Origin of the sequence: Streptomyces sioyaensis, assembly GCF_004122735.1 — a bacterium.
GTDB lineage: Bacteria > Actinomycetota > Actinomycetes > Streptomycetales > Streptomycetaceae > Streptomyces > Streptomyces sioyaensis.
The window spans coordinates 1-16,155 of sequence record NZ_SDIF01000042.1 but is presented as its reverse complement, the minus strand read 5'-3'; the positions used below and the strand labels follow the sequence as shown (position 1 = coordinate 16,155).

Below are 16,155 nucleotides of genomic sequence, written 5' to 3'. Positions count from 1 at the left end.
GCGTCGCCCGAGCACCTCAACGGGCAGGCGGACGAAGGGTGGAGCCGTGGCGACGGGCGACAGCGGACTACGGGCGTACATCGGATCGTTCACCTCGGCGGGCGGCCTGGGCATCACCACCGCGGCCGTGGACCCGGAGTCCGGCGCCCTGACTCCGCTGCACTCCACCGATGCCGTCCCCAACCCCTCCTACCTGGTGCCGAGTCCCGACGGCCGGTACCTCTACGCGGTCAGCGAGACCCCGGACGGCGCCGCGGCCGCCTTCGCGCTCACCCCCGGCGGACCCGAACTGCTCACCCCCGCTGTGCCCGTCCAGGGCGCCGACCCCACCCATCTCACCCTGGCCGCGGGCCATCTCGTCACCGCCAACTACAGCTCCGGCAGCGTCAGTACGCTCCCGGTACGGGACGACGGGACACCGGCCGGCCCCGCCACCGTGCTCGCCCACGAGGGCAGCGGCCCGCGGACCGACCGCCAGGAGGGCCCGCACGCCCATGCCGTGCTGCCCGACCCCAGCGGCCGCTGGCTGCTCAGCGTCGACCTGGGCACCGACTCGGTCCGCAGCTGCACCCTGGCCGCTGCCGACGGGGCGCTGACCGTACGCGGCGAGACCCGGCTGCGGCCCGGCAGCGGCCCGCGCCACCTCGCCTTCCACCCGCGCGGCGACCTCGCCTACGTCATCCATGAGCTGGCTCCGATGGTGACCGTCTGCCGGTGGGACGCCGGCACCGGTGCGCTGACGCCGGTGGCGGAGACGGGCCTGCTGCCGGACGGCGCCGCCACGGACGGCACCTTCCCCTCCGGACTGGTCGTCTCCCCGGACGGCCGGTTCGCCTGGGCCGCCAACCGGGGCCACGACAGCCTCTCCGTCCTCGCCCTCGACGGCGTTGCCGCAGCCCTCGTCACCACCGTCCCCTGCGGCGGCCACTGGCCCCGGGACCTGGCGATGCACCCCGGCGGCCGGCATCTGTACGCCGCCAACGAGCGCTCCGGCGACGTCACCTGGTTCACCGTCGACCCGGCGACCGGCATCCCCGCCCGCACCGGATCCGTCGCGGCGCCCGCGGCCTCCTGCGTCGCCTTCGCCTGAGCGGCCGCGCGGCCGCTCAGCCCTGCGGAAAGCGCCCGCCGAAGTACACCTGGGTCTCGGTGAGCCGGCCGTCCCGCACCGTCGTCACCTCGACATTGCGATGCCGCTCGCCCGTCTTCAGTTCGTACTCGTAGCGCACACAGACCTGCTCGTCGTCGAGGGGCACCGCATCGAGGATCACCTGCCGGCGCAGCCGGTCCGCGGTGGGGAAACAGACCTCCAGGAACGCGGCCTTGCCGATGTGGTCGTCCTGCGGGCTGGTGAAGACGTAGTCCTCGGCGAGCAGCCGGTCCATTGCCGTGCGGTCCTGGGCGAGATAGGCCTCGAAGGCGGCGCGGACGACATCGACGTGCGACATGAACTTCCTTCCGTGGGCGGCCCGCTCGCGCCCGGGAGAGCGCGGCCGGCGAGTGACCTGTGCAGGACGCTAGTCGCCGGCGGGTTACCGCACTCCTCGCCCGGCGCGTCAGGCGTAGGGCAGGCGCCCTGCGCACTGTTCTGGCAGCCGTACGGCCGGCCGGCGCTCGGCGCCTCGGCCACTGCCCTCCCGGGCCGTCTGACGGGCATCTGTGCCGCTCGGGACGGGGAACGGATTCCGCGCCTCCGCCGGCACGCGCCTCCGACCGGACGGGGCGAAGGGCCGCCCCCGCGCGGCGCGCGAGGACGGCCCTTCGAAGCCGTGCCTCCGGGAGGGGAGGGGTCCTAGCGGACCGGTACCCCCTGCGACTGCGTCGGGAGGGTGATGCCCACCGCCGCCGCGTAGTTCGAGAGCACCAGCCGGCCCACCGTGCTGTAGGCGCCGAGCGCCTCGGCCGAGGCGCAGCCCGCCTCCGCCGCGGCCGCCCCCAGAAGGCCGTCGGCGATCTCCGGGCCGATCAGGTACGGGGCCAGCGCCAGCTGCTGCGAACCGGACTCGCGCAGCTGGTCGGCCGTACGGGAGATGGCGCCCTCCTCGTCGAGGGCGGCGGCCAGCACCGGCACCGCGAGCCGCGCGGAGAGCAGCATGCCGGTGATCCCGGCGGCCTGCACGGCCTCCTCGCCGCCCACGGTGGCGAGGATGATGCCGTCGGCGGCCGTGGCGACCGTGAACAGCCGGGCCCGGTCGGCGCGCGCCAGACCGGCCTCGGAGAGCCGGACGTGCAGCGCCTCGGCGAGCAGCGGATGCGGGCCGAGAACATCGGTCAGCTCCGCGCCGGAGCCGCTGTTCATGACGGCCTGGCGTATCCGGCGCAGCAGGGCGCTGTCCGGCCCGGCCAGCAGCGGCACCACCACGGCGACGGGGCCGGGGTCGGGCTGCCCGTCGGCGTCCTCCCGCGCCTTGTGCTCCGTGGCGGCGTGCGCCAGCACGGCCTCCAGGGACGGGAACTCGTCGTCGCCGCCGTCGACGTAGCCGATACGGGCGTCGAGGCCGGGGAGTTCGGAGCGGGCGATGCTGGAGACCTCGTCGGCCAGGCTGCGCGCGGCGGACGAGGGGGTGCCGGGCACGGCCAGCACCAGGGCGGGCGCGCCCTCGGGCGCGGCCAGGGGTTCCGGCTTGCGGTGACGGCCGGACTGCCGCGCGCGCGGCATTCGTACAGGCAGGCCGGGTGCGGCTCCCGGGCTCGGGGGTGCGGCGTCAAAATGGGGCGAGCCAGGTGCGGGCCCAGTGGGGGAACTCATGGCGCCGCATGCTAACGCCTCGGGTCATACCCGCGCGGAGGGAGGGTTCGGTGACGAGGTATCCGTCCCGTTTTATCCCGCGGGTCAGGGGTCACGGGCCCGGCGCAGGCCGTGTGATCTGCAACAACTCGGCGTCGGCGGGGAGCGTCAGACGGTCGCCGGCCAGTGCGGCGGCGATGGCCAGCGCCCCGTCGAGCGGGCTCCCGGCGGCGACCGTCCGGCGCGCCCGCGGCAGCCGCTCGGCGAGCGCCTGCCGCAGCGGCGCCAGCAGCGGCTCGCCCAGGCCGAACAGCCCGCCGGTGCAGGCCACCACGCTGTCCGCGGCCGGCGGGCAGACCGCGGCCGCGGCATCGGCGAGATGGCCCGCGGCGGCCCGCAGGATGCCGAGCGCCACCGTGTCGCCGTCGGTGGCGCAGCCGGCCACCTCCGGGGCGAACGAGGCGAGTACGGCGGGCCGGTCGGGGCGGGGATAGAGCGCGCCGGGCAGTGCGCGGGCCGGCCCGAACACCGCTTCCGCGCGCGCCAGCAGGGCGGCCGAGCCACCGGGCCGACCGTCGTACTCCCGCAGCGCGCCCTCCAGTCCGGCGCGGCCGATCCAGGCACCGCCGCCGCAGTCGCCCAGCAGATGCCCCCAGCCGTCCGCGCGGCGCCAGCCGCCCGCCGCGGTCGGATCCGTGCCCAGGGCGATCAGGCCGGTGCCCGCGGCGATCACGGCACCGGGCCGCTGTCCCAGTGCCGCGGCGTACGCGGTGACCGCATCGGCGGCCAGGGCGCAGTACCGCGCACCGAAGGCAGTGGCCAACGCGGCGGGCAGCCGGGTACGCAACTCGTCGCCCAGCGTGGCCGCACCGGCCGCGCCCACGCACACCGCGGTGAACCCGTCCGCGCGCACTTCCCGCTGCAACTCCTCGGCCGCGGGCAGTAGTTGGGACAGCAGATGCCCGGCGTCGATCCCCGCGGGGCCGATGCGCACCGGCTCGCGGGAGGTGCGTACGGCCAGCGGACGGGGCGCCTCGTCGGCCGCGTGGGCGACGGCGATCCGCAGGCCCGACCCGCCCGAGTCGACCCCGAGAACATGACCGGCGCCGACGGCCCCCCGGCCGCGCCCGGAGGGCTCACCCAAGGCCGCGGGCGTCCTGCTTGAGGGCGGTGTCGACGGTCAGGGCCGTGGCGACGACCAGGCTCAGCAGCGGGTCGGGCAGCTGGTGGTGGATCTGCAGGACGTAGTTGTCCGCCGACGTGAACATCGTCTTGGCCAGGCCCTCCCAGGTCTTGGTGATCCGGGCGATCTCGGTGTCGGCGTGGTCGACGATGGCGAAGTTCCAGGCGCGCCAGTTCTCGGCCTTGATGGCGCCGATCTGCTGGCCGTTGACCATCATCCCGAAGTTGATCTTTCCGATGGCGTTCTGCTGCACGATCTCGCCGACCGGCGAGCCGTCCGGACGCTGCACGATCACCTTGGACTTGAGGATCTTCGCCGGCCGGGTCAGCACCAGCTGCGGCTGGCCGTAGGCGTCCCGGATCTCCAGCTTGTGGGTCATGTACTGGTCGAGGCTGGAGACGACGCGCAGCACCTTCTTGGCCGTGCTCTGGCCGACCTGGACGACCGTACCGATGGTGTTGCCGTGCTGGTCGAAGACGCTGTACTCGTTGCTCACCTCGATGAGCTTGGCCTTCTGGTTGACCACCAGCACCGGTTCGGTGAACAGGCTGCCGCCGCCCGGCCCGCCGGGCGCCACCCCGGCCTGCTGCTGCACCTGCCGCTGCACGGCGCCCGGGTTCCCGACGGGCTGCCCCGGCATCGGCTGCTGTCCGTACGGCTGCTGCATCGGCTGGCCGGGCGCCTGCTGGCCGGGCGCCTGCTGGGGGTGCCCGTAGCCCTGCTGCCCGTACGGTGCGCCGCCCTGCTGCGGGCCCGGGGCCTGACCGGGCGTCGGCTGCCCCGGCGCCTGCTGGTGCGGCATCTGCTGCTGCGGCGCGGACTGGTGCGGCATCTGCTGCGGCGGCTGCTGGGTGGCCTGTTGCTGCGGCGCCTGCTGCTGCATCGGCTGCTGCTGGGGTGTTGGCCCGGGGCCCGGTTGCGGTGGCTGGTTCTGGGCCGGGGCCGCGGGCTGTTGTCCCGGGTGGGTGTGCTCCGTCCACTGGGACCCGTCCCACCAGCGAAGTTGGTGGGGGGTGCCCTGCGGGTCGGCGTACCAACCCGCAGGGATGTTCGCATTCGTCATGCCAGGCACACTATCGCCCGGTGTCAGGGCAGCCTCCAGTCGACGGGCTGGGCGCCCTGTCGTACCAGCAGGTCGTTCACCCGGCTGAAGGGCCGCGAGCCGAAGAAGCCGCGGTCGGCGGACATGGGGGAGGGGTGCGAGGACTCGACGGCCGGCAGATCGCCGAGCAGCGGCCGCAGATTGCGCGCATCGCGTCCCCACAGCACCGACACCAGCGGGCGCCCGCGGGCCACCAGCGCGCGGATGGCCTGCTCGGTGACCTCTTCCCACCCCTTGCCGCGGTGCGCGGCCGGTTTGCGGGGCGCTGTCGTCAGCGCCCTGTTCAGCAGGAGTACGCCCTGGCGCGTCCACGGGGTCAGATCGCCGTTCGACGGCCGGGGCAGTCCGAGGTCGGAGTGCAGCTCGCGGAAGATGTTCTCCAGGCTCGGCGGCAGCGGGCGCACCTCCGGCGCCACGGAGAAGCTGAGCCCGACCGCATGCCCCGGTGTGGGGTAGGGGTCCTGCCCGACGATGAGCACCCGCACCTCGTCGAAGGGTTGTTGGAAGGCGCGCAGCACATTGTTGCCGGCCGGCAGATAGCTCCGTCCCGCGGCGATCTCCGCCCGCAGGAAGTCGCCCATCGCGGCGATCCGGTCGGCAACGGGCTCAAGTGCCTTGGCCCAGCCTGGTTCGACAATGTCTTGGAGAGGTCGTGCAGCCACGGGATCACCCTACTGGCCCGGACCCGCTCCCCTTCAATCGATGGCCATGCCCAAGCCGCCCAGGAGGACGCGACCCCGGTGCACCGCCGCTCTCCCACACCTCCGACGCCAACTGCCGCTCCCTCACACCTCGTTGTCCGGCACGCGGATCGCCGTCCGCACACGGATCGCCCCGCCCGCACGGCCCCCCGGGGCCTGCTTCTCCTCAGGCCACGGCGGCCGCCCGTACGCACAGCACATCCGGCAGATGGGAGGCGAGCTGCTGCCAGCTGTCGCCGTCGTCCGCACTGGCGTAGACCTCACCGTTGCGGTTGCCGAAATACACCCCGGCGGGATCGGTGTCGTCGACACACAAGGCATCCCGGAGCACTGTTCCGTAGTGGTTCTCCTTGGGCAGGCCGTCGCTCAGGGGCTCCCAGCTTCCGCCGGCGTCGGAGGTGCGGTAGACCCGGCAGCGGTTCCCGGCAGGCACCCGGTCGATGTCGGCGGTGATCGGGAAGAGGTAGGCCACACTTCCGGTGTGCGGATGAGCGGCCACTGCGAAGCCGAAGTCCGAGGGCAGCCCGCTGCCGATGTCCTGCCAGGTCGCGCCCGCGTCATCGCTGCGGTAGACGCCCCAGTGGTTCTGCAGATACAACCGGTCGCGGTTGACCGGGTCCGGTGCGATCTTGTGGACGCACTGGCCGAACTCCGGATGCTGATCCGGCAGGAAGACCGCCTTGACGCCCTTGTTGGACGGTGCCCAGCTGGCACCCCCGTCGAGGGTGCGGAAGACCCCGGCCGCCGAGACGGCCACGGTGACCGCGTCGGCGTTCCGCGGGTCCGTGAGCACCGTATGGACCGCGAGTCCGCCGCCGCCCGGGACCCACTTCTCCCGGCTCGGGTGGTCCCACAGCGCCCGGACGAGGTCGAAGGTCTCGCCGCCGTCCTCGGAGCGGAACAGGCCGCCGGGCTCGGTGCCCGCATAGACCACATCGGGGGCGGCGGGGCCGGCCGGATGCAACTGCCACACCCGCTCCAGGGAAGTCCCGGTGTACGACGGGTACTTGATCGGGGCGCGGGCGGGCTCGTGCCAGGTGTCGCCCAGGTCGTCGGAGTGGAACACCGACGGGCCCCAATGGGCGCTGTCGGCTCCGGCCAGCAGCCGGGGCGTCGCGCGCCGGGTGTCGATGCCGAGGGAGTACACCGCCTGGGCGGGGAAATGCGGACCGCTCAGTTCCCAGCTTCTGTGCCGTCGACGGCCGAGGAAGAGGCCCTTGCGGGTGCCCACCGCGAGGAGTACGTCAGTCATGCCGGAAACACCTCCGGGACGCCGTTGTCTCAGACAGTGGCAAGTCTGCACCCGACCACTGACAAAGGCGCCCCGAAGGATGTCCGCGCAGGTCGCGCGGTGCGCCCCCGCTCCTGCCGCGGGGCCGCGCGGTCGTCGTGCTCAGGCGGCCCGGAGGTACTGCGGCGGCACCGTGAGCCGCGCCCCCAGCTCCCGCGCCGCGTCCCGCGCGAAGCTGGGGGTGCGCAGGAGCTCGCGGCCGAGCAGCACGGCATCGGCCTGGCCGTCCGCGAGGATCTTCTCCGCCTGCCGCGCCTCGGTGATCAGACCGACCGCGCCCACCGCGAGACCGCTCTCCTTCTTCACCCGCTCCGCGAACGGCACCTGGTAGCCGGGGCCGGTGGCGATCTTCGCGTCCGGCGCGTTGCCGCCCGTGGAGGTGTCCAGCAGGTCGATGCCGCGCTCGCGCAGATCACGGGCGAAGCGCACGGTGTCGTCGCCGGTCCAGCCCACGCGCGCATCGCTCTCGTCCTCGGTGAGCCAGTCGGTCGCCGAGATCCGGAAGAAGACCGGCAGTTCGTCGGGCCACACCGCGCGCACGGCGTCCACGACCTCCCGCGCGAAGCGGGTCCGGTTCTCGTACGAACCGCCGTACTCGTCGGTGCGCCGGTTGGTGAACGGCGAGAGGAACTCATTGATCAGATAGCCGTGCGCACCGTGGATCTCGACCACCTCGAAGCCCGCCGCCAGCGCTCGCCGCGCGGCGGCGGCGAACTGCGCGACGATCTCGCCGATCTGGGCCACGGACAGCTCCGCGGGGGCCTGGTATCCCTCGTCGAACGGCACCGGGCTCGGCCCGACCGGCTCCCAGCCGTAGCGCTGACCAGGGAGGATCGGCCCGCCACGGTTCACCCAGCCGCGCTCGGTGGACGCCTTCCGGCCGGCGTGGGCGAGCTGAATTCCCGGAACCGTCCCCTGCGCCTTGAGGAAGCCGGTGATGCGCCGGAACGCCTCGGTCTGGGTGTCGTTCCACAGCCCGAGGTCGTACGGGCTGATGCGTCCCTCGGGGCTCACGGCGGTCGCCTCCGCGAGGATCAGGCCGGTGCCGCCCACCGCCCGCGCGGCCAGATGCTGGAAGTGCCAGTCTCCGGGCGCGCCCACGTCCGGACCCTCGGGGGCCGCGGAGTACTGGCACATGGGTGCCATCCAGAGGCGGTTCGGGACGGTCAGCGAGCGGAGGGAGAGGGGCTCGAACAGTGCGCTCACAGCAGACTCCTGTACCTGGGGAGGAGCGGGTCCGGTCGGATCCAGGCTCATACGATAAGCGTCGTACTACGGTGGATGTCAAACTACGACGCTTCTCGTACAATGGGCGTGCGGGCAACGCACCAGGCCGGACCGGGCCCGCGGAACGAGTCAGGAGCCGTGATGCCGACCGAAACGACCTCCACCCGTGCGCCGTCGGGCGCCCGGTCGCTGGAGCACCCGGACCGGGCGGACATCCGGCTGGCCGACGTGCTGCATGCGCTGGCCGACCCGATGCGGCTGCGGATCGTCCGGGTGCTGGCGGCTGCCGAGGACGAGCTGAACTGCGCCGACATCGAACTCCCGGTGAGCAAGTCGACCTGCACCCACCACTTCCGGGTGCTGCGCGAGCACGGCGTCATCCACCAGCTCTACCGCGGCACGGCCAAGATGAACGGGCTGCGCCGGGACGATCTGGAGGAGCTCTTCCCCGGCCTGGTCGACAGCGTGCTGCGGGCCGCGGATCTTCAGGCCGGCCGCCTCGGGGAGGAGTGAGCAGGCCGGTCCGGTCCGGTGATCCGGGGCGGATCGGCCCGTCCCTGCCCGTCCGGTCAGCGGCTCACCCGTTCGCGTGTGCCGCCGCCAACAGCCCCGCCCAGTCCGGCAGCTTGACGGTGCCCCGCCCCAGACCGTGCCCCCAAGCGGCCTCGGCGGCCTCGATGGCCAGCCAGCCCGGCCAGGGAACCGGCCGCTGTCCCGCCCGTGCCAGCGCCGCGACCGGATCCCCCGCAGTGTGCCGCTCCGCCAGCATCGGGGTATCCGCGAGCAGCGACGATGCGGTCTCCTTCGCGCACGGCCGGTTGGTGCCGATCACGCCCGTGGGCCCGCGCTTGATCCAGCCCGCTGCGTAGACACCGGGGAGCGGGGCCCCGTCCCGTAGCACCCGGCCGGCCAGATGCGGCACCGTCCCGGTGGCCTCGTCGAACGGCAGGCCCGGCTGCGGCGTGCCCCGGTAGCCGACCGAACGCAGCACCAACTGCCCCTCGATCTCCTCGAATTCACCGGTTCCCGTGACCCCGCCACGGCCGTCGGGCGCGGTCCGCTCGAACCGGACCGCGCGCACCCCCGAGGCGTCCCCGAGCACCTCGGCCGGCCGCAGGAAGAACCGCAGATGAATGCGGCGCCGGGCCCGGGCCGCCGGCCCCGCGTCCGCCGGTCCGGCCGCCGTCCGCTCCGCCCAGCCGCGCAGTACCGCGACGTTGCGACGTGCCACCGCGGGCAGCTCGCCCGGATCCCGGTACGCCGGATCCAGCGCCAGTTCCTCGGGCCGGACGCACACCTCCGTATCCGGCAGGGAGCCCAGCTCCCGCAGCTCCTTGGTGGTGAACTTGGCCTGGGAGGGGCCGCGTCTGCCGACCATCCAGACGTCCTCGACGCGGCTGTCCGCGAGCGCGCCGAGCGGCCCCTGCGGCATATCGGTGGCGGCAAGCTCCGCGGCGCCGCGCGAGAGCATCCGCACCACGTCCACCGCCACGTTCCCCACGCCGATCACGACCGCGGACCGCGCCGCGAGCGTGAAGCGGACCGCGGCCGCATCCGGATGCGCGCTGTACCAGGCGACGAACTCGGTCGCCGGATGGCTGCCGGGCAGCTCCTCGCCGGGGATGCCCAGATGCCGGTCGGTGGCGGCGCCCACACAGAACACCACCGCATCGAAGATCTCCCGCAGCTCCTCGACGCCCAGCCCCGGCGCCCCCGCCTCCACATTGCCCAGGAAGTGCACCCTGGGGTGCTCAAGGACCATCCGCAGATTGTTCTGCAGCGACTTGATCTTCTCGTGGTCGGGCGCGACGCCGTAGCGCACCAGGCCGTACGGGCAGGGCAGCCGGTCCAGGACGTAGACCTCGATGTCCGGGACGGCCTCCTGCTCGATCAGGGACTGGGCGGTGTAGACGCCACTGGGTCCGGAACCGATCACTGCGACACGAAGCACGGGTGGCCCCTTCCGCGGGATACCCCCAGGGTCGCACCGGTGGGCGCGCGACGGGAGATGCGCTATCGGGGTTGCTCCCGGTGGGATGAGCGTGCCGCGCTACTGGGCCGGGTGAGCTGGAGGCTAGGTTTTCAATGTGTCGGAAAGTGACTTTTATACCGTTAATCACCGATATGAAGCCCAGGACGCGCCACTGGAGTGGCCCACATGGGAGGTGCGGGCGCACGGTTCTGCCGCGCCCGTCCCCGAGTCCGCCACCCCGTACGATCCGGCCGGCTCCGACGGTTCCGGGTGCCCGCTGCCCCGGCTCGATCCGCTGGGCCCGTGGTGCAGCGCCCGGCTGACCTTCGCCGACGGCGCCCGGATCGATGTGCTGGTGACGGTCTCCGACGAACGCCTCACCGTCGAGGACGTACGGGCCGACCCGCCGCTGACCCTCGCCGCCCTCGCCGGCCTGGCCCGCTGGATCGAAGGCCCCCTGGACGACGCCTTCCGGGCGGCCACCGGCCGGCCGCAAAAGGCCCGGCCCGCGCCCCGTCAGCCCGGCCCCGTGGATGTCCCGGCGGCGTGCGACGAGGCACTGCCGGCCGGGTCCCACCCGGAGCCGGCCGACGGCACGACGTCCTGTCCGGTGTCGGGCCCGTGGCCGCCTTCGCCGCACCAACCGGCGCCGCCACCGCAGCCGGTGCACGGGCCACTCCCGGAGCGCGCGCCGGAACCGGCGGATGCCGGGGCGGGGGAGAGCCCGACATCTTCGGCGACGGAGGCGGCGGCAGCGGGGGAGACGCCAGTGGCGTCGACGGGCACGGTTCCGGGTGACGGTGCGGCCGACTCGACGGCATCGGACGCCGGGCGTTCCGCCGAGACGTCCTCCGCCGGGCCGTCGGCCGAACTGCCCGCTGACGCCTCCGCCGAGCCGTCCGCTCCCGTCGTCCCGCCCGCCGAGCGGACGCGCTCCGCCGTCCTCGCCCGGTCGCGGTCCGGTGAGCGCCGCAGGATCGCCGCGGACGCCTACCGGCAGGCCCAGCGGGAAGGGAACGATCCGGTACTGGCCGTCATGCTGGCCACCGGCCGGAACCGCCGGAGGTCGCTGCGGCTGATCGCCGGCGCCCGCGACGAGGGTCTTCTGGCGCCACGTCACAACAAGCGCTAGCGCAGCGCCGCGACGACGCCAGGACGCCGGGCCGCCTGAGCCCGTACCCGTCCGCGCCCGTACCCCGCCTGCGCCCGTACGCATCCGCCCGCGCCGTGACGATGAACCGGCCGAGGTGCCGTGCGGTGTGCCATGGCCGCGCAACTTGCCTTCCGTGGCGCCGGTTCCGGTATACGGGGCTGCGGTGATCCGCGCCGCAACGCCGCCCGTTTCGCCCGCTCGCCGCTGACCGGCTACCCCCGTACCGTTCCCTGCGAGCGCGTCACCCGGGGCGGTTCCTCGCCCGGAGGAAAACCCAACTCCCACTCCAGCCCGTACCGTTGGAACAACTCCGCGCGCAGTCGTACGCGCGGCATCGGCGCGCCCGGCAGCAGCATCGGCACCACCGCACCCATCAACAGGGCCCTCAGTAGCGGATAGTCGGTGTCGGGTGCTGGGGATCCGTACGCCACGACCGTCTCGCGCAGCAAGTGCGCCAGCCGTTGCTGCTCGGGGCACTGGATGAATCCCTCGGCGGTCAGAATTCCCGCCATGTGCGTCCGCATCAGCAATGGCCGGTCATGGGCGAGCCCCAGGACGGCGTCGATGGCACGGGCCAGCAGCTCCCGGCCCGCGTCCGGTCCGCTCGGCCGCGGCTCCCGCTCCAGCGCCTCCTGCAGGGTCAGATGCATCAGTCGGTGCACGGCCGACTGGAGCAGTTGGCGCTTGCCGGGGAAGTAGTAGGAGATCAAACCCCGGGCGGTTCCGGCCCGTTGGGCGATGTCGCCGAGCGTCGTGGCCTCGAAGCCGCGCTCCCCGACCAGTTCGACCGTCGCCCGCAGCAGCCGCTCGCGGGAGCGCCGCCGCAATTCTTCGTTGACCGATGCGCTGCGGGGGGACATGCTGAATACTCCTGCGTTGACTGGCTGATGGCCAATATACTCAGGACGACTCCGGAAATCCGTCCCAGGACAGGAATCCGGTCAAGCTGCCCGATTCGGGCGACGCGGGGGATCGCCCGAATCGGGCGTGGGCGAGGCCGGGGTGGGCCTCGCGACCTGCGTCTGACCAGGTCGCGAGGCCCACCCCGGCTCGTGCCAGGACTCAGGTTGAGCGACTCCGGCCATGTCCGGTCGCGCTCCTGCCGACTCCTTGCCGACGTCCTGATGTGTCGTCAAATGCTCCGGAGTGCCAGGGTGTGGAGGAGGTCCACGAAGCTCTGTGACCTCTCATGTTCCGATCATGCTCCGGACACAGCGCGTCGGGTGTCGTCGGTCTCGTACGCAAGGTGCTCGGAGACCGAGACCACGCCGTCCACGCTGCGGCACAGCCGCTCGATGAGGGGGATCAGGCTTCTGTCCTGGACGGTTCCGCTGAGCGTGACCTGACCGTCGCGCACCTCGACGGTCACCCCGGAAGGGGCGAGGCCCAGGGCCCGGTGCAGCAGATCCTGTGTGATCTCTTCGCGGATCGCCACGTCCTTTCGCAGGAAGACCCGCAGCAGGTCACCACGGCTGACGATGCCCACCAGCTTGTCGGCTTCATCCACCACGGGCAGCCGCTTGACGTTCTGGACCTCCATGAGGCGGGCCGCCTCGACCACGGTCCACTCCGCTCGCGCGCAGACGGCGGGAGCCGACATCAGCTCCTCCGCCCTTGCTCCTTCGGCCTTGGCGCGCTCCCACGCCTCCAGATGCGGAATCGGCGTCCGGCCGGACGGGTCGGCGTAACCGGCTGACTTGCGGAGCAGGTCCGCCTCGGACACCACACCCATCGGACGGCCTGTGGCATCCACTACAGGGACGGCGGTGACGTCGTTCTCCGTCAGCGTCTTGACGATCTCCTTGAACGGCGTCTGCGGCCTCACCTGGACAACGCCCCTGGTCATGAGTTCTCCGACCGTTCGGTGCTGCATGGCCTTCTCCCTCCGGGCGGATCGTGACAGCCGGTCGCCCGGCCGCCCTTCCATCCTGAACCGAGGTGTTCCCTGCCGAATGAGCCGACCGGCCCCCTTCCGGGACGGACGGCCTCATCAGGTCCGTTCGGCCCTCTGATGAGGCCTTCTGGTCACCTGCCGTCGACGAGCCGCCGTGCCAGGTTGGAGGAGGAACATCGGTGGCAGGGACCCAGAGCCGGAGAGCGGTGAGGACATGCGGGCTCACATCGGCGATCAACTCGTGGTGGAAAGTCCGGCCACGGGCGCCACCAGGCGGGATGGGGAAATCGTCGGAATTCACCACGAGGACGGAACTCCTCCCTACGAGGTGCGCTGGTCGGACACGAATGACGTGACACTCGTGTTCCCGGGCGCTGACGCACATGTCCAGCACTTCGAGCACCGGCCCGAGGCCGATCCCGTACGGGCCGAGCGGCCGGTGTCCGACAAGCCCTCCCGCCGGCCGCTCGACCCCGGCGACATAGGCCGCCGTGCGGCCCATGAGCGCAGGCGGCAAAGGCTCACCCGGGCGGAGGTGGCCGATCGCGCCGGTATGGCCGCGTCCTACCTGGCCTACCTGGAGGAGCGGCCGGCGAATCCGAATCTCGCCGCGCTCACCGGGCTGGCCGGTGCGCTGGGCACGACGGTGGCCCGGTTGCGCGGCGGAGGAGTCGATCTCCCGCCCGGCGGCGGGGAGGCCGGCCACCACCCCGAACTGCGGGAACTCGGTCCCGAGGAGTGCCGGGACCGACTGTCCACCCACGGTGTGGGGCGGGTCGCCGTGGCGACGGCCGACGGGCTGGCGGTGCTCCCGGTGAACTACGAGGTCGTCGATGACGGGATCGCCTTCCGGACCGCGCCCGGCGCGGCTCCGGCAGCGGCCGTGGGAACGGACGTGGCCTTCGAGGTCGACCACGTGGACGACGCCATGAGCCAGGGCTGGAGCGTGCTCGCCCTCGGCCCGGCCCGGGCCGTCACCGAACCCGAGGCGGTACGTCGGCTGACCGAGAGGGCGCACACCAAGCCCTGGGCCGGAGGCGACCGCCCGCTCTGGGTACTGATCGAACCCCAGCGCGTCACCGGGCGACGCATCGACAACGACTGAGTCGGTGGGGGGAAGAGCCGAGGGAGGCTCCAGTGACCACACGAGTGCTCTCCGAGGAGCGCGTAGCGGCGCTGGCGGATGACGCCGCCACCGCCCCGTCCCTGCACAACGCGCAGCCGTGGCACTTCCGATACGTGCAGCACAGCCGCGCCTTCGACGTGCGTGCGGACCTTGATCGCGTCCTGCCGCACGCCGACCCCGACAACCGTGCCCTCCACCTCGGCTGCGGCGCGGCCGTGCTGAACCTGCGGGTGGCCGTGGCCCATGCGGGCTGGTACCCGGCGACCCGGCTGCTCCCGGACCCCGGGGATCCCGCTCTCCTCGCCACGGTGCAGTTGACCGGCCTCGGCAGTGGCGAGAGCGACCTCGACGCGCTGTATCCGGCGGTCCACCGCCGGCACACCAGCCGCTACCCGTTCGCCGAAACCGACATACCCGGGACGGTGCGGTCGGCCCTGAGCGACGCCGCCCGGAGGGAGGGCGCCACGCTGGACTTCCCCACCGCATGGCATCTGAAGTGGGTACTGGAGCTGGTCGAGGAGGGGGAGACACGCAGCCGCACCGACCGCGGCCAGGCAGCGGACCTGTCACGCTGGACCCGCACCGACGCCACAGCGGGGGGCGCGACCGGGGAAGGGGTGCCGGCGTACGCCTTCGGCCCACGCAAGCGCGGTGGCAAGGCTCCCGTCCGTGACTTCGCGGGGACCGGACAGGTGCCCGGCCGCGACGCCGCGACCTTCGAAGCCTCGCCTCATCTGGCTTTGCTGAGTACGTCCGGTGACCGTCCCGAGGACTGGCTCCGGGCAGGTCAGGCCATGGAGCGCGTCCTGCTGCTGGCCACCCGGGAAGGACTCTCCAGCGCACCTGCCACGCAGGCCCTCGAATGGCCCGACCTTCGATGGACGCTGCGCGACCCCGTGTTCGGTACGGGGTATGTGCAGATGGTGCTGCGACTCGGCTACGGCCCGCGGGGCACCGCGACCCCCCGTCGCCCGCTGGCGGAGGTGCTCGACATCGAGCCCTAGACGAGTAAGTCCTCTCTCCCTTCGTCCGCCCGTAGGCCAGAAGGGAGAGAGGACTTACTCGTCTAGTTGCTCTGTCCGGAAGGAGGTTCGCTATCGAGCAGGACCTGCGCCGCACGGTGCAAGCACGCCTCGGCGCCGGCCCCCACCCCACCGATGCCGAGCTGACGACCCTGGGTGAACGAGTGATCCGCAACCACGATCCGTGCATCTCGTGGTCCACACGCTTCCTCGACCTGACCGTCGAACGCGACTGAGGACGAGCCGGCCTCCTGGAGGGGTGCATGGTTGCCGGAGCCGGCCGTCCGCGAGTATCACGGTCGAGCCCCACCGTGCAGGCGCCTCGCGATCACCGATGTTCCCTCAGCAGGGTGAGCCGGCGTTTGTACTCGTCCTCATCGATCTCCCCGCGGGCGAACCGCTCGGCGAGCAGGTCCTCGGCGCGCCCCTGCCCCCAGCCCCACTCTCGCTGACCGGACGGACCGGGCCGGCCGTCCCGGGGGGCGGCACGGACGTAATGGACGACCGCGATGACAGCAGCGATCACCAGCCCCCAGAACACCACCATCAGCAAGGCCATCATGAACCAGCCGCCGCCCCACCCCCATCCGCCGTCGAACCACATCATTGCCCTCGCCTCCCAGCAGGAACCGCTATGGCCTGCGGAACCACACCTTTCAGGATCGCGCGCCCGCGCCTGTGGCGACAGGGGCCTCGTGGCCCCGAAGCCGGGGGCCGAACGGGCACCGGGGGGCCGTGGGCGGGCCGGGTGCGGTG

Annotated in this window: 17 protein-coding genes; 6 read left to right on the top strand and 11 right to left on the bottom strand. The window is 72.7% G+C overall.

All coding sequences use genetic code 11. The annotated features are described in order from the left end of the window. Window positions 1–46: 46 nt before the first annotated feature. Window positions 47–1,090, top strand: coding sequence for a lactonase family protein (locus EST54_RS16640; RefSeq protein WP_129248420.1), 1,044 nt, complete (start codon window positions 47–49; stop codon window positions 1,088–1,090). A 16-nt stretch (window positions 1,091–1,106) separates the two neighbouring features. On the opposite strand, the gene EST54_RS16635 is transcribed toward EST54_RS16640, so the two are convergent. The 7 genes from EST54_RS16635 to EST54_RS16605 form a co-directional block, all read right to left on the bottom strand. Further along, window positions 1,107–1,448 carry a nuclear transport factor 2 family protein gene (locus EST54_RS16635; protein WP_129248419.1) on the bottom strand — a complete coding sequence of 114 codons (342 nt, stop codon included), beginning with the start codon at window positions 1,446–1,448 and terminating at the stop codon, window positions 1,107–1,109. A gap of 344 nt (window positions 1,449–1,792) precedes the next feature. Next, a complete protein-coding gene (locus EST54_RS16630) occupies window positions 1,793–2,749 on the bottom strand; it encodes a sirohydrochlorin chelatase (RefSeq protein WP_372448138.1) in 957 nt (318 codons plus the stop codon). 91 nt (window positions 2,750–2,840) lie between these two features. After that, window positions 2,841–3,872, bottom strand: coding sequence for a BadF/BadG/BcrA/BcrD ATPase family protein (locus EST54_RS16625; protein WP_129248417.1), 1,032 nt, complete (start codon window positions 3,870–3,872; stop codon window positions 2,841–2,843). Beyond that, window positions 3,865–4,974, bottom strand: a complete 1,110-nt coding sequence (locus tag EST54_RS16620) for a phospholipid scramblase-related protein (RefSeq protein WP_129248416.1) — start codon at window positions 4,972–4,974, stop codon at window positions 3,865–3,867. Before EST54_RS16620 ends, EST54_RS16625 begins: the two co-directional genes overlap by 8 nt. Window positions 4,975–4,997: 23 nt before the next feature. Beyond that, window positions 4,998–5,675 (bottom strand): uracil-DNA glycosylase, encoded by a 678-nt coding sequence (locus EST54_RS16615; protein ID WP_129248415.1) that lies wholly within the window; start codon window positions 5,673–5,675, stop codon window positions 4,998–5,000. A 205-nt stretch (window positions 5,676–5,880) separates the two neighbouring features. After that, the gene (locus EST54_RS16610) at window positions 5,881–6,966 is read right to left on the bottom strand and encodes a WD40/YVTN/BNR-like repeat-containing protein (protein ID WP_129248414.1); all 1,086 of its coding nucleotides are present in this window, start codon (window positions 6,964–6,966) and stop codon (window positions 5,881–5,883) included. Window positions 6,967–7,107: 141 nt separating this feature from the next. Continuing rightward, window positions 7,108–8,211 carry an NADH:flavin oxidoreductase/NADH oxidase gene (locus EST54_RS16605; RefSeq protein WP_129248413.1) on the bottom strand — a complete coding sequence of 368 codons (1,104 nt, stop codon included), beginning with the start codon at window positions 8,209–8,211 and terminating at the stop codon, window positions 7,108–7,110. A 162-nt stretch (window positions 8,212–8,373) separates the two neighbouring features. Between EST54_RS16605 and EST54_RS16600 the strand changes: the two genes are divergently transcribed. Further along, window positions 8,374–8,745 carry an ArsR/SmtB family transcription factor gene (locus tag EST54_RS16600; protein WP_129248412.1) on the top strand — a complete coding sequence of 124 codons (372 nt, stop codon included), beginning with the start codon at window positions 8,374–8,376 and terminating at the stop codon, window positions 8,743–8,745. Window positions 8,746–8,809: 64 nt separating this feature from the next. Here the strand turns inward: EST54_RS16600 and EST54_RS16595 are convergent, their stop codons facing one another. Continuing rightward, window positions 8,810–10,183 carry an FAD-dependent oxidoreductase gene (locus EST54_RS16595; RefSeq protein WP_244942539.1) on the bottom strand — a complete coding sequence of 458 codons (1,374 nt, stop codon included), beginning with the start codon at window positions 10,181–10,183 and terminating at the stop codon, window positions 8,810–8,812. Between the two features lie 214 nt (window positions 10,184–10,397). On the opposite strand from EST54_RS16595, the gene EST54_RS36170 reads away from it, so the two are divergent. Next, entirely contained in the window at window positions 10,398–11,336 is a 939-nt protein-coding gene (locus EST54_RS36170) for a DUF6214 family protein (RefSeq protein ID WP_203525419.1), read from the top strand. Between the two features lie 233 nt (window positions 11,337–11,569). Here EST54_RS36170 and EST54_RS16585 read toward each other — a convergent pair whose 3' ends face one another. Both EST54_RS16585 and EST54_RS16580 read right to left on the bottom strand, forming a co-directional pair. Then, complete coding sequence (locus EST54_RS16585; RefSeq protein WP_129248410.1) at window positions 11,570–12,217, bottom strand: TetR/AcrR family transcriptional regulator; 648 nt, start codon at window positions 12,215–12,217, stop codon at window positions 11,570–11,572. 338 nt (window positions 12,218–12,555) lie between these two features. Next, on the bottom strand, window positions 12,556–13,230 hold the full coding sequence (locus EST54_RS16580) for a CBS domain-containing protein (protein ID WP_129248409.1): 675 nt from the start codon (window positions 13,228–13,230) through the stop codon (window positions 12,556–12,558). Between the two features lie 235 nt (window positions 13,231–13,465). Between EST54_RS16580 and EST54_RS16575 the strand changes: the two genes are divergently transcribed. The 3 genes from EST54_RS16575 to EST54_RS34445 all read left to right on the top strand — a co-directional run bounded on the left by EST54_RS16575 (window position 13,466) and on the right by EST54_RS34445 (window position 15,635). Then, on the top strand, window positions 13,466–14,356 hold the full coding sequence (locus EST54_RS16575) for a DUF1918 domain-containing protein (protein ID WP_129248408.1): 891 nt from the start codon (window positions 13,466–13,468) through the stop codon (window positions 14,354–14,356). A gap of 32 nt (window positions 14,357–14,388) precedes the next feature. After that, the gene (locus EST54_RS16570; protein WP_244942538.1) at window positions 14,389–15,381 is read left to right on the top strand and encodes an Acg family FMN-binding oxidoreductase; all 993 of its coding nucleotides are present in this window, start codon (window positions 14,389–14,391) and stop codon (window positions 15,379–15,381) included. Between the two features lie 116 nt (window positions 15,382–15,497). Further along, window positions 15,498–15,635 (top strand): hypothetical protein, encoded by a 138-nt coding sequence (locus tag EST54_RS34445; RefSeq protein WP_154074022.1) that lies wholly within the window; start codon window positions 15,498–15,500, stop codon window positions 15,633–15,635. Between the two features lie 92 nt (window positions 15,636–15,727). Here the strand turns inward: EST54_RS34445 and EST54_RS16565 are convergent, their stop codons facing one another. Continuing rightward, window positions 15,728–16,006, bottom strand: a complete 279-nt coding sequence (locus EST54_RS16565) for an SHOCT domain-containing protein (protein ID WP_129248407.1) — start codon at window positions 16,004–16,006, stop codon at window positions 15,728–15,730. Between the last annotated feature and the right edge of the window lie 149 nt (window positions 16,007–16,155).